The organism is Brevundimonas sp. SS2672 (assembly GCF_059579685.1).
The window spans coordinates 39,314-58,217 of sequence record NZ_CM184201.1 but is presented as its reverse complement, the minus strand read 5'-3'; the positions used below and the strand labels follow the sequence as shown (position 1 = coordinate 58,217).

Genomic DNA, 18,904 nt, shown 5'->3' with positions numbered 1-18,904 from the left:
TCATTGTGCGGGATCGAGCGTGACGTCGGCGTCGGTCAGGCCGAGCGCCCATTTGATGCCTTCGAGCTGGAAGTTGCTGAGGACAGGATCGTCCCAGATCGCCTCGACGTGGCCGAGGGAGCTGACGAAGACGCGGCCCCGGCCATAGGTCTTGGCCCAGGCGACCGGGAAGTCGCCGTCCGGACGACGCGCCAGCTGTTCCGGCGTCAGGCGCGAGGGATCCAGCCTCAGGATGGTGTGGACGCCGCCCTTCACATAGGGGGCGCCGAGATAGGGAAACTGATCGGTGATGGTGTCCGGCAAGGCGGCTGCGCCTGGGAAGTCCGGATCGGCGACGATCACCCCCGTCGGCTCCACCCGATACTCGCCGGCCATGAAGCCGCCGATCATCTCGCCGTATTCAGGCCAGTCGTAGAAGGCGATGGTGGCCGCGTGGCCGCCGATGAACCCCTTGCCGTCCTCCTTCACGAAGGCGAGCAGGTCGGCCTTCTGCTGGTCCGACAGCGTTCCGGCGCCGCTGCTGAGCATGAAGACGGCGTCGAAATAGTCGAGGTTGCGCGCATTGATCGGCCGCCCTTCGTAGCGGCTGCCCGTGCCGAGGATCGGCGTGCGGGTGATCAACTGGGAATCGGTGCGCAGGAAGGCCACATAGGCGCCGCTCTCGCGTCCGAGCCGTTCGATCACGGCCATGGCGTGATTGATCGAGTCGTGATGGAAGCCCGTCTGCACGTCGGCGATGACCAGCAGCTTCTTCTTGCCCGCATAGGGGTCCGGCATGGCCTGTCCCGGCGCCGGCGCCTGGGCGCAGACGGTCCCGGCCCCCAGCATCAGGCTGATCGCCCCTGCCAGCACCGCCAGCCACGTCTTCAACTTGCTCATCCGCTCCTCCCTGCGAAAGCATCGGAAGCGGCGAGGGTCGAAACCCCGCCGCTTCCGACCGGTGTCAGAACCGTTTGGTCAGCTCCACCGACCAGACCCGTCCGAACGGGTTGTGATTGCCCAGATCCACCGCCGTCGTACCGCTGAGCACGATGGGCGGCTGTTCGTCGGTGAAGTTCTGCACATTCACCGCCACGCGGACGCCGTCCAGAACCCCGCCGTCGTCGAAGTCATAGGCCAGGCCGGCGTCCCAGGTCGTCCAGGCCGGAATCTCCGTGTCCGGCAGCTTGACCCCGCCGACGGTGATGGTGGCGTTGTTCAGATAGGAGCCGACATAGTTGGCCGTCACATTGGCGGTGAGGCCGTCGCGCCGGTAGTTGACGTTGAAGCGCCCCCGCTCGGACACCTGGAAGCCATAGGTGTCGAGGGCGTCGAACAGCGGACCGCCCGCCACCACGCTCTTCTCCAGGTTCAGCACCTTGGAGACGCTGGCGTTGAAGGCGAAGTCGCCGATCGAAGTCTCGTGCAGATAGTTGACCCCGAAATCCAGGCCGCTCTGCTTGACCTGGCCTAGGTTCAGCCGGCCGCCGGTGATGACGCCGACCATGGAGCAGTCGTTGATGGTCGATGGCGAGTAGACGGCGTTCGGGTCCGTCAGCCACAGCAGATAGGCGGGATTATAGGTCGAATAATCGCCGTTGACGCAGCTGGTCGGCTGAGGCGCAGCGATGAAGAAATCCTTGTAGAGCGCCAGATTTTCCGGGCTCGACAGGATCAGGGTCTGGTTCGGAAGGTTCTCGATCCGATCCTCATAGTTGACGTTGTAATAGGTCAGGCTGAGCTTCAGGTCCGGCAGGTAGTTCGGGCGATATTCGCCGCCCAGAGACCAGATGGTCGCCGACTCCGGCCGCAGGCCGGCGGTGTTGCCGGTACGCGACAGGACCGCGCTCTGGCCCGAGGCCGGATTGGTCACCGGGATGTTCGGATCGTTCAGGCCGTTGCTGACATAGACGCGGTTGGTCTGGCCGACCGTCGCCGGGTTGGCCTCGATCAGCGTCGGAGCGCGGAAGGAGGTGCCCCAGCTGGCGCGAACCAGGAACTCCTCGTTCGGACGCCAGGTCAGACCGATCTTCGGATTGGTGGTGTCGCCCGCATCCGAATAACTGTCGTAACGAATGGCCGCGCTCAGATCGAGCGACTGCATCAGCGGCACGCCCTGCGCCTCCGACACGATCGGCACGAAGACCTCGGCGAAGGCGGATTTCACCTCGCGCATGCTCTTGGTGAAACGCGAAGTCTGATAGTCGCCGGCCAGGTTGAGCGTGTTCTGCGCCTTCAGATACAGCTTGTGGCGGGAGAACTCGGTTCCCGCCGCCAGACGGACCTCGCCGGCGGGCAGGCTGAACAGCGGGCCGTCGATCTTGGCCACGGCGTCGAACAGAACCGTGTCGTACTGCTGGATGAAGCCCCCGACGAGGGCGTCGGCGCCCGGCTGTGATCCCAGGAGATAGGGATTGAAGCCCCAGGAGGCGTTGCTGGCGATGACGTTGCCGACCGTCGTGTTCACCTGCGGCTGGCAGACGTTGCACGAATCCGTCTTCCCGTAGGTCAGCAGCCCCGAGAACCGATAGTCCCTGGGCAGGTCCAGGGTCATGTCGATCGAGTGGTTGATCGTCTCCTCGCGGTTGTCCTGGCTGCGCGAGACGTCCGGGTTATTGAGCGAGAAGTTGTAGACCAGCGTCTGGTTCGCCGTCGGGTTCGGCATGCCCGGAATATAGTAGGGGCTGTCGGGCGTCAGCCGGATCGAGACGCGCTCGAAACCGTCGCCCGCTCGGGACGAGTTCTCACGCAGGTTATAGATGCCGGTATAGCCCAACTCGAAGCCCGGAGCGACTTCCTGGCGCAGCTTGAACATGGCCGCATGGCGTTCGCGCGCCGTGTAGAAGTCGTAGAGATACGAGGAGTCGTAGAGCTCGGGCGTGCCCTGCAGCGCCAGCACGTCGGGGGCGTTGGGGATGGCGCCGTTGGTCTGCGGCAGGCCGTAGACCGTGTTGCCGATGATCAGCGCCCCAGGCGCCCCCGGATAGACGGTCGTGCCGACCAGACGGTTGTCATTGCCGCCGAAAGGACGCAGATCCTGCCTCATGTAATCGCGCGTGCTGCGCGGAACGCTGTCGTTCTTGTCCCAAGACCCGGCGAACATGACCCCGCCGCCTTCCCAGGTGCGACCGATCACGCCGTCGATGACGTACTGATCGTACAGGGAGTTGACCCAGCGGCCGGTGATCTCGGCGCCGTCGTAGTTGCGGCGCGTGATGTAGTTGACCACGCCCGCCACCGCATCCGAGCCGTAGATGGCCGAGGCGCCGTCCGTGACGACCTCGACCCGCTCGATGGCGGAGAAGGGAATGAGGTTCGGGTCCGAGACTTGGGCGTTGCCGCCCTGCGGCACCACCCGGCGGCTGTCGAACAGCACCAGGGTGGCGTTGTTGCCCAGACCGCGCAGGTTGACGCCCGCCGCCCGGCCGCCCGACGACGCCAGGGTCGTGCCCTGGCTGGAGGCCTGAGGCAGGCTGGCCACCAGGGCGCTGGCGTCCTTGGCCGGCGCCTGAACCAGATCCTCACGCGTCATGCCGACCGTGGCCGACCCCACGGGAGCGACCCCGCGAATGGCCGTGCCGGTGACGACGATCGCCTCGACCTCGACCGCCTCGGGCGCCGGCGCGGCCGTCTGCTGAGCCCAGGCCGCATGGCCCGTCAGCACGACGCCGGCCGCCGTCGTTCCCATCAAAATGGCGCGCACGCGCCGTCCCCGGCTCCTTGCAGGAGCCTGGCTCATTCCTTCAATCGACACTGTCATCCTCCCCGCAAGCCTGCTGTTCTTTCTGCGCAGGCCTTTGCTTTCCCTTAGTTGTTCCCTCGATCTTCGATCTTGCGTTCGATCATTCGCCTCCTTTCGAGCAGGGCCTGCGCCCGGCTCAGGATCGGTTTGTCAATCATGCGTCCGTTAAGCGCGAAGGCGCCGACGTCGGCCATCCGCGCCGCGTCAACGATGGCCAGCGCCTCGCTGACCTCCGCCTCGCTCGGCGCGAAGACCGCGTTCAGCACCGCGATCTGTGACGGGTGGATGCAGGCCGCCCCTACATGGCCCAGCCGGCGCGAGCGGACCGCCACCTCGCGATAGCCGTCCAGGTCGTCGAAGCGCGTCGCCTGGCCGACCAGACCCAGGGGCGCGACCCCGTTGGCCGCCGCCGCGATCACCATCTGCTGACGAGGCAGGCGCAAGGTCTCCTCGCTCGGCTCCACGCCCAGGTCGCGCGCAAAATCCTCATTGCCCAGGTTGACCGCGATGATCCGCGCGCTGGCCTCGAGAATGGACGGCAAGGCCAGAAGCCCCTTCGCCGTTTCAACCAGCACCAGCAGACGGGTCGCGCCGTGCGCCACGCCAGCTTCGGTTTCTGCAGCCTGGACCAGGCGGTCGATGCCGCGGATGTCGTCCCCGCTCTCCACCTTCGGCAGCACCAGGGCGCAAACGCCGGGCCGCACGGCCGCGCGGACATCCTCCTCGATCAGCCCCGCCTCGGCGTTGACGCGCACCAGAACGTCCGCGCCCCAACGGCCGACGGCCTTGATCGCTGCGCCTAGGGCCGCCCGAGCCGTCGCTTTCAATTCCGGCGGCACGGCGTCTTCAAGGTCCAGGATGACGGCGTCCGCCTCACGCACCCGCGCGGAGCCGACATGCTTCTCCTGATGCGCCGGCACATAGAGGAGGGAGCGCCAGACGGGCGTCATGCCGCATCCTCCGTAAGAGGCAGAGCCGCATCGATGACCACGCCTTCGGAGATCAGACGGGCGGCCTCCGCCTCGTCGAAGCCGAGCTGCTCCAGGATATCGCGCGAATGCTGGCCCAGGACCGGCGCCGGCAGGCGGATCGAGCCGGGCGTGCCCGACAGGCGCGGCACCACGTGATGCATCGGCAGATGCTCGATCTCCGCATCCGGATAATCGGCCAGGATTTCACGCTCCACGACGTGCGGATCTTCCATGATCTGCGAGACGTCGTAGATCGGACCGACGGTGACCTCGGCCTCCTCCATCAGGGCGACCAGGGCCGCCTGGTCGTGTCGACCGATGAAGTCGCCGATCGCGGCGTCCAGTTCTTCCACGTGCTTCAGCCGATCGGCGTTGGCGGCGAACCGGGGATCAGCCGCAAGATCCGCGCGACCGATCGCCTGGAGAATCCGCATGGCCATGGTCTGGGTCGACCCCGACAGGCTGACGTATTTGCCGTCGCGACAGCGATAGACGTTGCGCGGCGCCGAGTTGCTGGACCGGCTGCCTTCGCGGCGACGCGTCTTGCCGCTGAGGCGATAATTGGCCGCCTGCGGCCCCAGAAGGGCGAACAGGGGATCATAGAGCGGCAGGTCGATCACCTGCCCCTTGCCGTCGGGACGTTCCGCCTCGCGCAGAGCCAGCAAGGCGGCCGAGGCGCCATAGGTCCCCGCCACGCCGTCCGCCAGATACATGGGCGGCAGGACCGGCTCGCGGTCCTCGAAGCCGTTGATGGCGGCGAACCCGGACATGCCTTCGATCACCGTGCCGAAGCCCGGCCGCTTGCGGTAGGGCCCGCCCTGCCCCCAGCCGGACACGCGAACGATCACCAGGCGAGGATTGAGCGCGTGCAGAACCTCGGGGCTCAGGCCCATCTTCTCGAGCACGCCCGGCCGGAAGCTTTCGACCAGGATGTGCGCGGTGGGGACCAGCTTGCGAAAGATCTCGCCGGCGCGCGGATTGCGCAGATCCAGGCCCAGGCTCTTCTTGTTGCGGGCATAGATCTTCCAGTGGGTGGAGACGCCTTCGGTCTTCCAGCCGCGCAGGGTGTCCCCTGCGGGCGGCTCGACCTTGATCACCTCAGCGCCGAAGTCGCCCAGGATCTGGGTCAGGACGTTGCCGGCGAACAGTCTGGACAGGTCCAGCACCCGCACCCCGTCGAGCGGTCCGACGGCGTCCGGCTGATAGTCCCGCTGACGCAGACCCCGTTTGAGCGGCGGCGCGTCAGTCATTGCCGGTCGCCAGGAAGTCGGCGATGTCCCAATAGCCCGTGCGCGGCATCGGCACGTCGCCGCGCGTGCGCACTTCCAGCAGGAAGGGGCCGCGCTCGGCCATGGCGGCGCGTACGCCCGCCTCCAGATCGGCCGGCTCCTCGATCAGCGCCGACTTGATGCCGAACGACCTGGCCAGAAGCTGGAAGTCGGGATTGTAGAGTTCGCCGTCCGGCGACCGGAATTCCGTGCCGTACTTGTTGTTGAAATAGGTCGAACCGACGGTGCGGATGGTCGAGTAGCAGAAGTTGTTGAACAGGACCCACAGCACGGGAATGTCCAGTTCGACCGCCGTGGTCAGCGCGCCCAGCACCGACATCAGACCACCGTCCCCGACGAGGCCCAGCACCTTGCGATCGGGCGCGCCCATGGCGGCGCCGACGGCGGCGGCGGGAGAATAGCCCATGGTCGCCATGCCGCCGCTGGTCAGAAAGCCGTTGCGGCCCTGGATCTCCAGTTGCTGACCGGCGCCGTTCTTGTTCCAGCCCACATCCGTCACGAAAATGGCGTCTGCGGGCGCCGCATCGGACAGCACCTTAAGCAGCCGCGCCGGATGGATCGGCTTGGTGTCGATCTCCTGCGTCTCCTTCAGCTCTTCGCGCCAGGCGGCCTGGCGCTGTTCCAGCAGGGCGCGCTGGGCCTCGACGGCCGCCTGCGGGCGGGGCTGATCGCCGAGGGCGGCTGACAATTGCGTCAGGGTCGCCCGCGCGTCGCCGACGATGCCGACGTCGACCGGATAGCTCTTGCCGATCTCCTGCGGGTCCAGATCGATCTGGATCAGCGTCGTGTCGGGAATATTGAAGGTGTGCTCGGGCCGCCAGGAGCTGCAGTCGGCCTCGCCGAAGGCCGTGCCGACGGCCAGGATGACGTCGGCCGTGCGCGCCGTATCGTTGGCGACGCGCGCGCCCCAGATGCCGGTCGTGCCGACCGACAGCGGATGGCTTTCCGGAAAGACGCCCTTGCCGACCAAGGTGGTCGCCACCGGCGCGCCCAGTTGCTCAGCCAGAGTCTCCAGCGCCTCATAGGCGCCCGACAGAGCCACGCCGTTGCCGGCGAAGATCACCGGATTGGCGGCGGCCTTCAGCAGGGCGGCGGCCTCGGCCACGCCTTCGGCGTCGCCCATGGGGCGGGCGAAGTTCGGGCGGCGCGAACGCGTCTGGGCCTCGGCCGAAATCTTCTGGGCGAAGACGTCCATCGGGATGTCCAGCAACACCGCGCCGGGGCGGCCCGTCTGGGCGATGTTCAGGGCCCGGTGCATCACGTCCGGCAGGTGGCGGGCGTCATCCACGCGCCAGACCCGTTTGCAGATCGGCCTGAAGATATCGCCCTGGGAAGCGTCGGCGTGCAGGCGCATGCTCTGATGCGCCTCGCGCGGGTGATGATAGGTCGGCGTGTTGCCGGTGATGACCAGCATCGGCGTTCCATCCATCGCCGCCGAGGCGACCCCGGTGACGGTGTTGGTCAGTCCGGGCGACAGGTGGACGTTGATCACCGCCAGCTTGCGCGACACCCGGTAGTAGGCGTCAGCCGCGTGGACCGCCTGCTGCTCATGGCGGAAGGAGACATATTCGATGCCCAGCCGGTAGAAGGCGTCGATCAGGGCGTAGTTGGTATGGCCGCACTGGCCGAAGACCTTCTCGACGCCTTCTTCCTTGAGGCACTGCGCCATGAAGATGGCGGCGGTTACGCTGTCTGCTGACATATCCAAATCCATCACAGGGTGATCGTGACGAGACGCTCTTCGGTCATCTCGCGCATGGCGTAGCGGGGGCCTTCGACCCCGACGCCGCTGTCCTTGACGCCGCCGAAAGGCATCAGGTCGACGCGGCTGCTGGAGGCTTCGTTCAGGTGCACCACCCCGACGTGCAGACGCTCTGCCGCCTTCAGGGCGCGGCTCAGGTCGCGGGTGAACAGACCCGCCGCCAGGCCGAAAGGGGTGGCGTTCACCCGTTCGATCGCTTCATCCAGCGTGTCGAACGGCAGGATGGTCAGGACCGGGGCGAAGATCTCCTCGCACAGCACCTTCGACCCAGGATCGACCTCGGCCAGGACGGTGGGGGCCAGAACGGCCCCGCGCCGTTCGCCGCCCGCCAGCACCCTGGCGCCCTTCGCCTCGGCCTCACGGACCCAGGCCTCGGCGCGCGCGGCCTCGGCCTCGCTGATCATCGGGCCGACATCGGTAGAGTGGTCGCGCGGGTCGCCCACCTTGAGCGCGGCGACCTGGGCCAGGAACATCGGCAGGAAACGCTCCAGGACCGACCGCTCGACGAACAGTCGCTGGGTCGAGGTGCAGGCCTGGCCCTGACGGCGGAAGCCGGACTGGGCGCAACGAACGGCCGCCCGCTCCAGATCGCCGTCGGCGCAGACGATGGTGGCGGCGATGCTGCCCAGCTCCAGAGCCGTGGCGCGCATGCCCCTGCCGGCCTGGATCGCCTTGCCGACCGGCGTGCTGCCGGTGAAGGTGAAGAAGTTCACGCCGGGATGGGCGGCCAGCGGCGCGCCCACATCGGCGCCGCCGCCATGAACCAGGTTGATCAGCCCACCAGGAATCCCCGCCTCGAGCATCAGCTCGAACAGACGCGTCGCCGCCAGAGGCGTGGCGACCGGCGGCTTGAACACCACGGCGTTGCCCGAAGCCAGGGCGGGCGCGACCTTGTGCGCCACCATGTTCAGCGGCGAGTTGAACGAGCTGATGCCCCCGACCACCCCCGCGGCGCGCGCAAGGTATAGGCCATGCGCCCCGACTGACCGGCCGCGCCCTGGATCGGCACGATCTCGCCGGTCAGGCGCCGACCTTCCTCGGCCGACACACGGAACGTCTCGGCGGCGCGGGAGACTTCATTGTCTGAATCCTTCCACGGCACGCCGGACTCGGCGACGATCGTCGCGGCCAGCGCCTCGCGATCATCCAAGATCAGGTCGGCCACACGGTGCAGCAGGCGACTGCGCTCGTAAGGCTCGACACGGACGGCGGCGAAGGCGGCGCGGGCGGCCGCAACCGCCGCGTCGACCTGAGCTGCGGCGGCCGAACGGACGCGCCCCAGCGCCTCGCCGGTCCACTTGTCGGTCACCGGGATCACGGGGCCTTCGCCCTCGATCCACCGGCCGTCGATCAGCATCCTGATGTCGTATTGATCCTGCATTCTCTCTTCCCTGTCCCTCGCCTCTCCGGGCGTTGGGACCTTGCCGAACCGCGAGCGACCTCGCGATCCGTCTTGTGAGTGGTAACAATCGCCACACTGAAGGAATAGTGACGTTTGCTGTTTCGATAGGTAACGTTTCCTTATGTATGGGGCAGCTGCCGTCGCCCTCCCGGAACGCGTCGAGGCGGATGAAAGATGAAGTTCGAATTCCTGATGACCCTCAACTCCGTCCTGAGGCACGGCAGTTTCGCCAATGCCGCCGACGACGTGGGCCTGACCGCCAGCGCCGTCAGCCTGCAGATGAAACGGCTGGAGGAATATCTGGGTCAGCCGCTTTTCGACCGCTCGGGGCGATCTGTCCGCCCCACTCCCCTCGCGGTTGAACTGGCTGAAAACGTGCGCGGCGCGCTCGACGCCATGGAGGAGGCGCGCACTCGCCATGCCGCAGCCCTGACCGGCCGGGTCGTCATCGGCGCCATCCGCTCGCTGCAACCCACGATGATTCCCCTGGTGCTGCGCGAGATCGGCGGACGGCACCCGAGCCTCAGCGTGCGCGTGATCCAGGGCGACTCGGGCGAGCTTTTGGAGCACCTCAAGGCGGGACGGCTGGACGGCGCCGCCCTGGTGCGCCCGACGTCCGGCGGATCAAGCCGCCTTTACTGGCAGGACCTCGAACAACAGCCCTTCGTATTCGTCGCGCCGCCCGATAGCATCGAAACCACGGCAGAGGCGCTCATCAGCCGCTACGACTGGATTCAGTTCGACACCTCGCTCACCAGCGGCCGCACCGCCGCCAGCTATCTGCATCGACTGTCCCCGGGAACGCGCCCGCGCTTCGAACTGGAGTCGATCGAGGCCGTCCTGGCCATGGTTTCGGCCGGGCTCGGCGTCTCCATCATTCCGCGCCTGCCGACCAGTTCGCGGGTACGGGCTCCGGTGCGCCAGATCCGCCTCGACGACGATACCCCGACACGCAAGATCGCCTTCGTGTGCCGCAGCGGCGACGCCGACAACCGTCGCGTCATGGCGATCCGCGACGCCTTCGCAACCGGCTACGGCGTCACGCGCGACGAGTGATCAACCGCCCGCCGACGCGGCTTCGCCCTTGCCCAGATTGGCTGCGAGATAGTCGGAGACGTCATAGAGATCGTCCTCGGCCGCCGTCATGCCCTTGGCCATCATGCGGCCGATGACTTCGTTCCACTCATCCTGGGTGTGCCGCTGGGAGGCGAACATGCCGACCGAATGGCATTGACCGCAGACCTGCTGGGTCAGAGCTCGCCCTTCGCCTTCGGGCAGGCCGGAAGCCGTGGGCGCAGGCGACGATGGCGGAGCCGCCCTGTCGTCCTGCCGCGTCATGGCCGCCGCCCCCACCGCGAAGGCCAACGCAGTTGCACCGGCCAGACCAACGAACAGAAAACGCATCCTGTTCTCCCCCTTCTTACGACTACGACAGGAGAGGAGTTATGCATCGGCCTCGCCTCCCGGCTAGAGGGTTTGCTTCAGAATAGCCGGGAGGCGAGGCCGACCGAAGCGGTCAGCCCCGCTGGCGGTAGAGGTCTCCTCGCCGCGTCATCGTTGCAACATTCCACTCAAGGGGCGGGTATTAGTCGACCGCCGCCGCACTCCACCCCCACGCCTCCATCATCACATGGAACAGGCGGGTGTTGGGGAAGTAGCCTCGGACGCCGTCGGCGCCGGCGCCGATGGCCAGAGCCGGGACTTCCTCGGCCGTGTGGGTGCGATTGACCAGGACGTTCTTCAGCCGGACCACATCGTCGTCGCCTCCGGCCGCCTTCCAGGCGTCGTAGCCCTCCAGAACCGGCTCGCCGCGCCGTCCGCCGTCGACCTGCAGGCCGAAGGAGTGGTCGGCGGTGAACAGCAGCAGGGTGTCGTCGAGATCGACGCGCCCCTCGACCTCGGCGATCAGGCGGTCGAAGTCCGCGATGTTCTGCAGCCCCTTGCGGACGTCATCCGTATGCGCGTCCCATTCGACCACGAGCAGATAGCCCTCGGGGGCGGCCTGCAGCAGGTCCAGGGCCCTCAGGGTCGCCGCGCGCACGTCCATCCGATCGGCCACGACCACCGGCCGGGCGTTCGAGGCGGGCGCTTCGTCCAGGCGGGCGTAGATCGGCCGCTCATGCGCCTGGCTCAGGGCGTCGAAGCTGGTCCCTCTCGCGGCCAGTTGCTCGCCGATCTTCTGACGGCCGGCGCCGAACAGGACGTCCACCCCGTCGCCGAAGCGCGGCGAGAAGGCCTGAGGGAAGATTTCGCCCCACTTGCCGCGATCGTTCGAGTGGGCGTAGGTCGCCGCAGGCGTGGCGTCGGCGATCGACTGGCTGGAGATCACGCCGGTGCGCAGGCCGCGTTCCTCGGCGTACTCCAGCAGGGTCTTGGCCGGGGCGCCGTCCTGACGGCCGCGCACGGCGTCGGCGGTCTGGCTGATCACGCCGTTGCGCGTCTTCACCCCCGTCATGATCGAGGACATGCCGTTGGCCGAGTCCGAGACGAACTGATCGACCGGCGAGGTTTCGCTCAGCCCCAGGTGGGGCCATTGCTGGATGTGCAGCTTCATCGGCTCGCCATGAGCCATTAGGCTGGCGGCGTTGAGCGAGGAAACGCCCGCCGCATCGGCCAGGAAGAGGATGACGTTCTTCGCCCGTCCCGGAGCCGCGACATACCGAGAAGGCGCATGAGCCTGCGCCGTATCCTGCGCCCATGCCGGCGCAGCGAAAGCGGTGGCGGCCAGCGAGGCCGAAAGCGCGGAAACCAGCAGCCGGCGCGCGAGGTTCGTCATGGGAAAATCCAATCCTGAATGAGATGAAGTTGAGGGCGGTGGCGCTACTTCGCGCTGCCCACGCACGGCGCCCCGTCAGGCCCGACATCGCCGTCGCAAAGCCGGAGCGGCGGCAAGCTTTCGACCGGTTCGCGCAGGGTCTTGGTCCCATCCGCCGCCCGGACGACGTCCACGGCGTCATAGAGCACGCCCGACACCGTATAGGCGCGATAGCGCAGACGCCCGGCCTCCACGTCGATGGTCTGATACATCTGGGTGTCGGCCGCCACGCGGTCCGGCTGGGTCAGGGCGCGGTCGTTCAAACCGTACATCTTCGGCCCCGCGACAGAGACGACATAGACGGGTCCCTGGGCCGCGCCCTGCGCACGCCGGGCCTCGCCCGACGCCTTGCCGTCGCCATCGGTGATCCGGCTGTAGCAGTGATCGTGGCCCTGAAGGACCATGTCGACATTGCGCGCGCGGTAGATCGGCTCCCAGGCCGCCTTCAGGGCCTCGGTATCGTTGGGACGGGCGCAGGTGTAGATCGGCTGGTGCTGGATGACGATGTTCCAGCGGGCCGTGCTCGACGCCAGGGTCCGGTCCAGCCAGCGGGTCTGGGCGTCCAGCGCATCCAGACTGGTTCCCGCCGTCCCGTCCAGGACGATGAAGCGCACGCCCTGATAGTCGGTGTAGTAGCTGGTCTCGACGACGCCCTCGGCGCCGTTCTCCGGCAAGGCGAACTGGGCGGCCCACAGCGGCCCGAGCCGGCGTCGGCCGTCATCGTCGTCGCTGTATTCATGATTGCCGGCCGCCGGTATCTGCGGGACCATGGCGTAGCCGTAGCCGCCGGCCGCCGCCCACTCGCCCCACTCCCAGTCATGGGATCGTCCGGTCAGATCGCCGGCGTGGATCACCACGTCCGGCGACGTGCGCATCAGACCCGCACGGATGGTGCGGGCGCCCTTGGACAGGATGCTATTCTGGGTATCGCCGAAATAGAGGATACGGAACGGTGCCGCATCATCCGCAGCCGTCCGGAAACTCAGCCATTCGGACCAGCCGTCGGCGCCCTTGACCCGATAGAGATAACCCGCGCCCGGCTTCAGGTCCGTGAAGCGGACGGTGTGGTAACGCCCCTGCCCGCCCCGCACGACGCCGTCCGTCGACAGACCGTCGACAGTTCGCGCCCGGTTTTCGAAGGCGGGGCCGTCGATCGCTTCCACAATCTCGGCTACGGCGTCCGCCTGACGGGCGTCGGTCCGCCAGGCGACAGCCATCTGGCGCGCAGCATCCGCGCCAGGACTCAGGACCACACGGTCCGGAAGACCCGACGGCGCCCACGCAGGACGCGCGACGCCGGCCGCGCTCTGCGCCGCCGCCGGAACAGCCAGGCCGAGCGCCATGACCAATCCGGCCGAAAGGAAGAGGGTTCGCTTGAACATGAGACGCCCCGTTCAAATGAGCGGCCGCACGGGCCGAGGGAGATTCTGTTGAAGGAGAGCGCGACCGTCCGCCGCCAGGGAGGAGGAACGGCGAACGGTCGCTCAGCCGGTCCTAAAAGTTCAGGCGCAGGCCGATCATGTAGCGGGCGCCGAAACGCTCGTATTCGGACACGCGCCAGGTTTCGCCCTGGTAGCGAACGCCCGGCTCGTTCAGCAGGTTGTTGGCGTCGAAATAGATTTCGGCGTTGTCGTTGAAGGCGTAGCTGGCCTTGAAGTCCAGCCGGCCGACTTCATCCCAATAGCTGTCGCCGACGATGTCGCCGCCGCCCAGGCCGTCCAGCCACTCGGTGCGGTACTGCCAGCTGATGCGGCTTGAGAAGCCGTAACGCTCATAGGACAGGGCGGCGTTGTAGATCATGTCCGAGGCGCCCGGCAGGCCGACCTTGCGGCCGTCCGGCGTGGTGGCTTCCGACTCGTTCAGCGTCAGGTTGGCGCGCACGCCGAAGCCCGCAGCCCAGTCCGGCAGGCCCAGACGCTCCGCGAAGGGCTCCATCGTCTGCGAGTAGGAGAACTCCAGGCCGCGGATGAAGCCGTCGCCGCCGTTGTCGATGGTGAAGTAGGTATAGCCCGAGCGATCATAGCCCGGCACGTTCAGGGCGTCGCTGCCGTACGGCGTCCGCTCGATATCGAACAGGACGTCGCGGAGGTCCTTGTAGTAGACGCCGGCCGACAGGAAGGCGCCGCCCGGACGATACCATTCGAAATAGGCGTCGAAACCGATCGACTTCTCGGGACCGGCGTAGGGGTTGCCGCCGCTGATCTCGCCATCCTCGTCGCTGATGCTGTAGTTCGGGCGCAGATCGGTATAGTCGGGACGCGCGGCCCCGGTGTTGGCCGACAGGCGCAGCTTCATCTCGTCGTTGATGTCCCAGTTCAGGTGCAGGCTGGGGAAGACCTCAAGGTTGTCGTCCTTGAACTCCAGTGGTTCGAAGGGACCGTCCTCTTCCATCTGCACCAGGGCCTGACTGGTGTTCTCGACACGCTCGGCGCGCAGACCGGCGACCACATTACCCCAGTTGAAATAGGTGGTGGCCATGGCGTAGCCGGCGATGACCGCCTCGCTCACCTTGTAGTAGTTCTCATTGGCGACGTCGGGCTTGTCGACGGCGTGGGGGCTCAGGCGGTTCCACAAGTCCCAGGCGCCCTTTTCCGAGTGGTAGCGGAAGGCGTAACCCAACGGCAGCTTGCCCTTGTAGGGGGTGTTCAGGGCGAAATCGTCGGTCGTCGGCAGGGCGACGCCCGCCGCCGTCAGCGCCGCCGGCGTAATCTCCAGCCGCGAAGAATTATTCTCCTTTGTGCGGTCGTCGTACTGGAAGCCGAAGGCCAGTTCCGTCGGCAGACCGAACAGATCGATGTCGCGGGTCAGGTCCAGGCGCGCCGTATAGGCCTTGGTCTGGGCCAGGCTGGCGTTCACGCGCATGTTGACGAAGTCGTAGTCCTGAGGATCAAGCGAGCGCTTGATCTCACCCTGGCTGAAGGAGCCGTCGGGATTGACGATGGTGTCATACAGACGAACGTTGTGGTTCTCACGGTCGGTGAAGTCATAGACTACGGTCGGACGGCGATTGTTCGGGCTCTTCCAGGTCGAGTTGAAGGACGGGCCGCCGTCGCTCTTGGCGTCCGTGTAGTTCAACCGCCAAGAGGCGTTCCAGCCGCCGAACCGCTGATCCCCGCCCAGGGTGGTGGTGAAGATGCTCTGCGTCGTGTGGTTGACGTTCAGCGTGCTGTCGAGGTCGACGTTGTAGATCGTGCCCCGCGTCGCCGTATTGCCGGTGCGGACATCGGCGTAGCCGTTGGATATCCCCGCCTTGTTGGTGGCCACGGCGCCGTCGTCGAAGTCGAACTCATGCGCATTGCGCATCTCGTCGTCGGTGAACTCGGTGTAGATGCTGCTCAGGAAGAAGCGGTGATCATCCGACGGGCGATAGTCCAGGCGACCCGAATAGGCGGTGTTGCTGCGCGTCAGGCGATAGAGCTTGTTCTGGTGCGCGTCGGCCCAGGTGCGGGTCTCGAAGCCCGGCTCCTGGTCTTCCTTCGCCGTTTCCCAGTCCGTCTCGAAGTTGTCGGTGACCATCTCGCGCTCATAGCGCGAGGCCGACAGCAGGACGCCGAAGCGACCGTCGGCGAAGGTGTTCGAGATGAAGCCGCCGGCGTTGTACTGGGCGCCGCCGCCCAGGTCGTTATAGCCCAGCCCCAGATCGGCCGCGGCCATCAGACCCGGATAGTCGAAGGCGCTGCGGGTGATGATGTTGATGTTGCCGGCCAGGGTTTCGCCCGGCATGGCGGCGGTGACAGCCTTGCGCGCCTGCACCGAGCTGGCGATAGCGGCCGGGATGGTGTCGAGGCGGGCGGTGCGGCCCGAGGGGCTGATGACGTTGACGCCGTCGAAGGCGATGGTGGTCCAGCGCGACGGGGCGCCGCGCAGGTTGACGTAGCGCTCCTGGCCCTGGTCGCGCTCGACGGCGATGCCCGGCAGGCGGCTGAGGGCCGCAGCGATGTTCTGGTCGGGGAAGCGGCCGATGGCGTCGGCGGCCACCACGTTCACCAGCGACGTCGACGAGCGCTGGATCTGCAGCGCGGCGGCTTCTGATTCAGCCATGGGGCGCGAGGCCGTGACGACGACGTCGGCCACCGACGACGCGCCGGTGTCGATCGCCAAGGCGGCCGTCACAGGCGTGACGGCGTCGGCGGCGATGTCGACCTCCATACGATGGGTGACGCGGCCGACATAGGCGATGCTCAGGGTATGGCGCCCCACCGGCGCCCGCTGCAGCGTGAAGCGCCCTTCGCGGTCGGTCACGGCGACCTGGCTGTAGCCGTCGATGCGCACCTCGGCGCCGACCAGATAGCTCCGCCCGTCGGCGTCGGTCACGACGCCGCTGACCTGGCCCGCGTCGGCGACAGCAACGGCAGCGGAAACGCCTTCGTCAGCAACAGCCGCAGCGGGCGTCAGACCCAGGCCAAGTCCAATTGAAGCCGCGCCGCAAAGCAGCATCGACTTGAGGCGAGTGTTGGTCATGTTCGGCATCCCCCGAGAACGATTGTCTTTCGGAGCGCCGATCTAGCGCTATAGCCGAGCTTTCGGGGTTATAGTTTTGAAGCCGTTTCATCCATATTGTGTTCACATTCGTTGGTGCAGGGATCTTATTTTTAGGAAATGAAAATCACTCGCAGATCAAACTTGCAACACCAAACCATTCAAAGCTCCAGAAACACAAAGCAACAACTCAACGAAATCTATGCTTTTTTAAATTTTCACTCTCCCCCACACCACAATCAACCGAACAGACTGTGGTTTCCTTAAAACCATGCCACGACGCTAGCGTCTCGTAACGACCGGCACGAGAAACTACCCACGCGGATACCGATGACGAGTTTCTGCATGAGGCGGTCGGGCGTGGCCCTTCTCCTTAGCCATTGAAGGGCGGCCTCGGACGTCCCCGCGATCCGACGGAACGTCGCGATCGGATGCAGCGTTTCGGGCAAACCCGAGCCCAGGAGACGCCGCATGCCCATTCCCCAAGCGCCTGCCGCCCCGGCGCCTCGCAAGGGCATGCCCAGCCCCGAGCTGGACTGGCCGACCTTCGAAGCCCGCTTCCGCAGCCGGTTCGCGGACCCCGTCTTCGATCCCCTGCGCGACGAGATCGATCGCTTGGCCGCTGCGGCCTGGGACGGTTACATCGGCGGGCGCAAATCGCCGCTGACGCGTCCCGCCGGTCCCGGCTTCGCCGAGCCGGATTATGAGCTGGCGCTGGACTGGCTGAACGCCCACGCGGCCGTGCGCGCCGCCCAGGCCCGACACGAGGATGCTTCCGCCCCTGCGCGCATCCTGATCATCAACGCCTCCAGCCGATCCGAGCACACCTGCCCCGGCGAGATGTCCAAGAGCTGGCGCCTGGTCCAGATCGCCCGGGAGGTCGTGGAGGGCCACGCAGGCATGGAGACCGAGGTCCTCGACCTGTCGCGGCTGGCGTCGGAGTACGGGCGGGAGATTCATCCCTGCAAGGCCTGCTTCTCCACGGCGGCGGCGCTCTGCCACTGGCCGTGCAGCTGCTATCCCAACTACAGCCTGGGCCAGGTTCACGACTGGATGAACGACATCTATCCGATGTGGGTGCGGGCGCACGGCGTCCTGATCGTCACTCCGGTCAACTGGTATCACGCCTCCAGCCCGTTCAAACTGATGATGGACAGGCTGGTGTGCGCCGACGGCGGCAACCCGGATCCGACCACGACCCACGGCAAGACGGTCGCCCTGGCCAAGGCGCTGGAACTGGCCGGGTGGCCCTATCCCCGCCACCTGGCGGGCCGTCGTTTCGCCCTGGTCGTCCATGGCGATGTCGAGGGGGCCGAAAACGTGCGCCGCGCCCTGTCCGACTGGCTGGTTTCGATGAAGCTGTCGTCGGCCGGCGCCGACGCGGAGATCGACCGCTACATCGGCTACTGGCAGCCCTACGCGACCAGCCATGACGCGCTGGATCGCGACCAGGCCGTTCAGGACGAGGTCCGGATGGCGGCGGAAGAGTTGGCTCGCGCTGTTCAGGCCCAGCGCGTCGGCGGTTCAGACGCCTCCGAGCAAGGCCTGGAAGTTCCGCGCCAGAAATAGAGGCACGCCTGGCGGCGCATGGAACGGGCTATACGCCTTCTTCAGCATTCCTAGCCCTTGGGCAGGTCCCCAAAAGCAAAAACCCCTGGAGCGAGGGCTACGGGGGTTTTAGTGATGCTTGGGTGCGGAAGCAGGATTTAGGCGATACCTCACACTTAACTTTCTCGCCTGAGATCTCAAAGTTCAGCCGACGCGACCGCGAGGTCCTCCAGGAACCTGGCGCGTTCTTTATCCCTCGTCATTGGGTCAGGCAGGCGCAGCAGATAGGCGGGATGAACCGTTAGCAGCACCCGCGCGCCGTCGTCCGCAGTGATGATCCGGCCGCGCTCCGCCTGCACGGCGGGCTTTCGGCCCAGAAGCGCCAGACCCGCCGTCGCGCCCAGCGCCAGGATCAACCGGGGCTTCACCAGGCGCCGCTCATGATCAAGCCACCAGCGGCAGGCTTGGACCTCGCCCGCATTGGGCGTCTTGTGCAGACGGCGCTTGCCGCGCGGCTCGTGCTTGAAATGCTTGACCGCATTGGTGAGGTAGAGGTCGCGCCGATCCAGCCCCGCCGCCTCCAGCATGGTGTCCAGCAGGCGTCCGGCCGGGCCGACGAAGGGACGTCCGGCCAGGTCTTCCTGATCGCCTGGCTGTTCGCCGACCACCATCAGGCCGGCGCGCGCCGGCCCCTCGCCGCAGACGCCCTGGGTGGCGTCCCGCCACAAGGGACAGCGGCGGCAGCCCTGAACGCCGCGCGCCAGGTCGTCGAGAGTCTCGGGAACCAGATCATCGGTCGTGGCGCGATCAATCGCGGGCGCGCGAACACGCTGGAACCGTTCGTTGGGTCGAGGCGCGGGCTGGGTCACCATGGCTTCTGTGCGAACCGACGCATCCGCGGTCAGTTCCGGGATCAG

12 protein-coding genes and 1 pseudogene are annotated in these 18,904 nt (G+C 66.8%); 2 read left to right on the top strand and 11 right to left on the bottom strand.

Features of this window, described 5'->3' with window-relative positions; all coding sequences use genetic code 11:
- From AC52GN_RS00295 to AC52GN_RS00270, 6 genes and pseudogenes are all read right to left on the bottom strand, one after another.
- Entirely contained in the window at window positions 1–879 is an 879-nt protein-coding gene (locus tag AC52GN_RS00295) for a ThuA domain-containing protein (protein ID WP_346487946.1), read from the bottom strand.
- Window positions 880–943: 64 nt separating this feature from the next.
- A complete protein-coding gene (locus AC52GN_RS00290) occupies window positions 944–3,682 on the bottom strand; it encodes a TonB-dependent receptor domain-containing protein (protein ID WP_496527818.1) in 2,739 nt (912 codons plus the stop codon).
- A gap of 104 nt (window positions 3,683–3,786) precedes the next feature.
- On the bottom strand, window positions 3,787–4,671 hold the full coding sequence (locus AC52GN_RS00285) for an HpcH/HpaI aldolase/citrate lyase family protein (protein WP_496527817.1): 885 nt from the start codon (window positions 4,669–4,671) through the stop codon (window positions 3,787–3,789).
- Window positions 4,668–5,942: a CaiB/BaiF CoA transferase family protein gene (locus AC52GN_RS00280; RefSeq protein ID WP_496527816.1), complete on the bottom strand. Its 1,275-nt coding sequence runs from the start codon at window positions 5,940–5,942 to the stop codon at window positions 4,668–4,670. Before AC52GN_RS00280 ends, AC52GN_RS00285 begins: the two co-directional genes overlap by 4 nt.
- Window positions 5,935–7,683 carry a thiamine pyrophosphate-binding protein gene (locus tag AC52GN_RS00275; protein WP_496527815.1) on the bottom strand — a complete coding sequence of 583 codons (1,749 nt, stop codon included), beginning with the start codon at window positions 7,681–7,683 and terminating at the stop codon, window positions 5,935–5,937. Before AC52GN_RS00275 ends, AC52GN_RS00280 begins: the two co-directional genes overlap by 8 nt.
- An 11-nt stretch (window positions 7,684–7,694) precedes the next feature.
- Window positions 7,695–9,100, bottom strand: a pseudogene (locus tag AC52GN_RS00270) (aldehyde dehydrogenase family protein).
- Between the two features lie 219 nt (window positions 9,101–9,319).
- On the opposite strand from AC52GN_RS00270, the gene AC52GN_RS00265 reads away from it, so the two are divergent.
- Window positions 9,320–10,201: a LysR family transcriptional regulator gene (locus tag AC52GN_RS00265; RefSeq protein ID WP_291778485.1), complete on the top strand. Its 882-nt coding sequence runs from the start codon at window positions 9,320–9,322 to the stop codon at window positions 10,199–10,201.
- On the opposite strand, the gene AC52GN_RS00260 is transcribed toward AC52GN_RS00265, so the two are convergent.
- From AC52GN_RS00260 to AC52GN_RS00245, 4 genes are all read right to left on the bottom strand, one after another.
- Window positions 10,202–10,549: a hypothetical protein gene (locus AC52GN_RS00260; protein WP_496527814.1), complete on the bottom strand. Its 348-nt coding sequence runs from the start codon at window positions 10,547–10,549 to the stop codon at window positions 10,202–10,204. It lies immediately after the preceding gene.
- A gap of 181 nt (window positions 10,550–10,730) precedes the next feature.
- On the bottom strand, window positions 10,731–11,921 hold the full coding sequence (locus AC52GN_RS00255; protein WP_496527813.1) for an alkaline phosphatase: 1,191 nt from the start codon (window positions 11,919–11,921) through the stop codon (window positions 10,731–10,733).
- Between the two features lie 44 nt (window positions 11,922–11,965).
- Window positions 11,966–13,342 (bottom strand): purple acid phosphatase family protein, encoded by a 1,377-nt coding sequence (locus tag AC52GN_RS00250; protein ID WP_496527812.1) that lies wholly within the window; start codon window positions 13,340–13,342, stop codon window positions 11,966–11,968.
- 112 nt (window positions 13,343–13,454) lie between these two features.
- Entirely contained in the window at window positions 13,455–16,421 is a 2,967-nt protein-coding gene (locus AC52GN_RS00245; protein WP_496527811.1) for a TonB-dependent receptor, read from the bottom strand.
- A gap of 489 nt (window positions 16,422–16,910) precedes the next feature.
- Between AC52GN_RS00245 and AC52GN_RS00240 the strand changes: the two genes are divergently transcribed.
- Window positions 16,911–18,008 (top strand): flavodoxin family protein, encoded by a 1,098-nt coding sequence (locus AC52GN_RS00240; RefSeq protein ID WP_496527810.1) that lies wholly within the window; start codon window positions 16,911–16,913, stop codon window positions 18,006–18,008.
- A 176-nt stretch (window positions 18,009–18,184) separates the two neighbouring features.
- Here AC52GN_RS00240 and AC52GN_RS00235 read toward each other — a convergent pair whose 3' ends face one another.
- Entirely contained in the window at window positions 18,185–18,859 is a 675-nt protein-coding gene (locus AC52GN_RS00235) for a UdgX family uracil-DNA binding protein (protein ID WP_496528828.1), read from the bottom strand.
- Window positions 18,860–18,904 lie beyond the last annotated feature (45 nt).

What these genes read in the sequence shown, in the direction of transcription:
- AC52GN_RS00295 (WP_346487946.1), bottom strand. Translation starts at nt 879, where the DNA reads ATGAGCAAGTTGAAGACGTGGCTGGCGGTGCTGGCAGGGGCGATCAGC.
- AC52GN_RS00285 (WP_496527817.1), bottom strand. Translation starts at nt 4,671, where the DNA reads ATGACGCCCGTCTGGCGCTCCCTCCTCTATGTGCCGGCGCATCAGGAG.
- AC52GN_RS00280 (WP_496527816.1), bottom strand. Translation starts at nt 5,942, where the DNA reads ATGACTGACGCGCCGCCGCTCAAACGGGGTCTGCGTCAGCGGGACTAT.
- AC52GN_RS00275 (WP_496527815.1), bottom strand. Translation starts at nt 7,683, where the DNA reads ATGTCAGCAGACAGCGTAACCGCCGCCATCTTCATGGCGCAGTGCCTC.
- AC52GN_RS00265 (WP_291778485.1), top strand. Translation starts at nt 9,320, where the DNA reads ATGAAGTTCGAATTCCTGATGACCCTCAACTCCGTCCTGAGGCACGGC.
- AC52GN_RS00260 (WP_496527814.1), bottom strand. Translation starts at nt 10,549, where the DNA reads ATGCGTTTTCTGTTCGTTGGTCTGGCCGGTGCAACTGCGTTGGCCTTC.
- AC52GN_RS00255 (WP_496527813.1), bottom strand. Translation starts at nt 11,921, where the DNA reads ATGACGAACCTCGCGCGCCGGCTGCTGGTTTCCGCGCTTTCGGCCTCG.
- AC52GN_RS00250 (WP_496527812.1), bottom strand. Translation starts at nt 13,342, where the DNA reads ATGTTCAAGCGAACCCTCTTCCTTTCGGCCGGATTGGTCATGGCGCTC.
- AC52GN_RS00245 (WP_496527811.1), bottom strand. Translation starts at nt 16,421, where the DNA reads ATGACCAACACTCGCCTCAAGTCGATGCTGCTTTGCGGCGCGGCTTCA.
- AC52GN_RS00240 (WP_496527810.1), top strand. Translation starts at nt 16,911, where the DNA reads ATGCCCATTCCCCAAGCGCCTGCCGCCCCGGCGCCTCGCAAGGGCATG.
- AC52GN_RS00235 (WP_496528828.1), bottom strand. Translation starts at nt 18,859, where the DNA reads ATGGTGACCCAGCCCGCGCCTCGACCCAACGAACGGTTCCAGCGTGTT.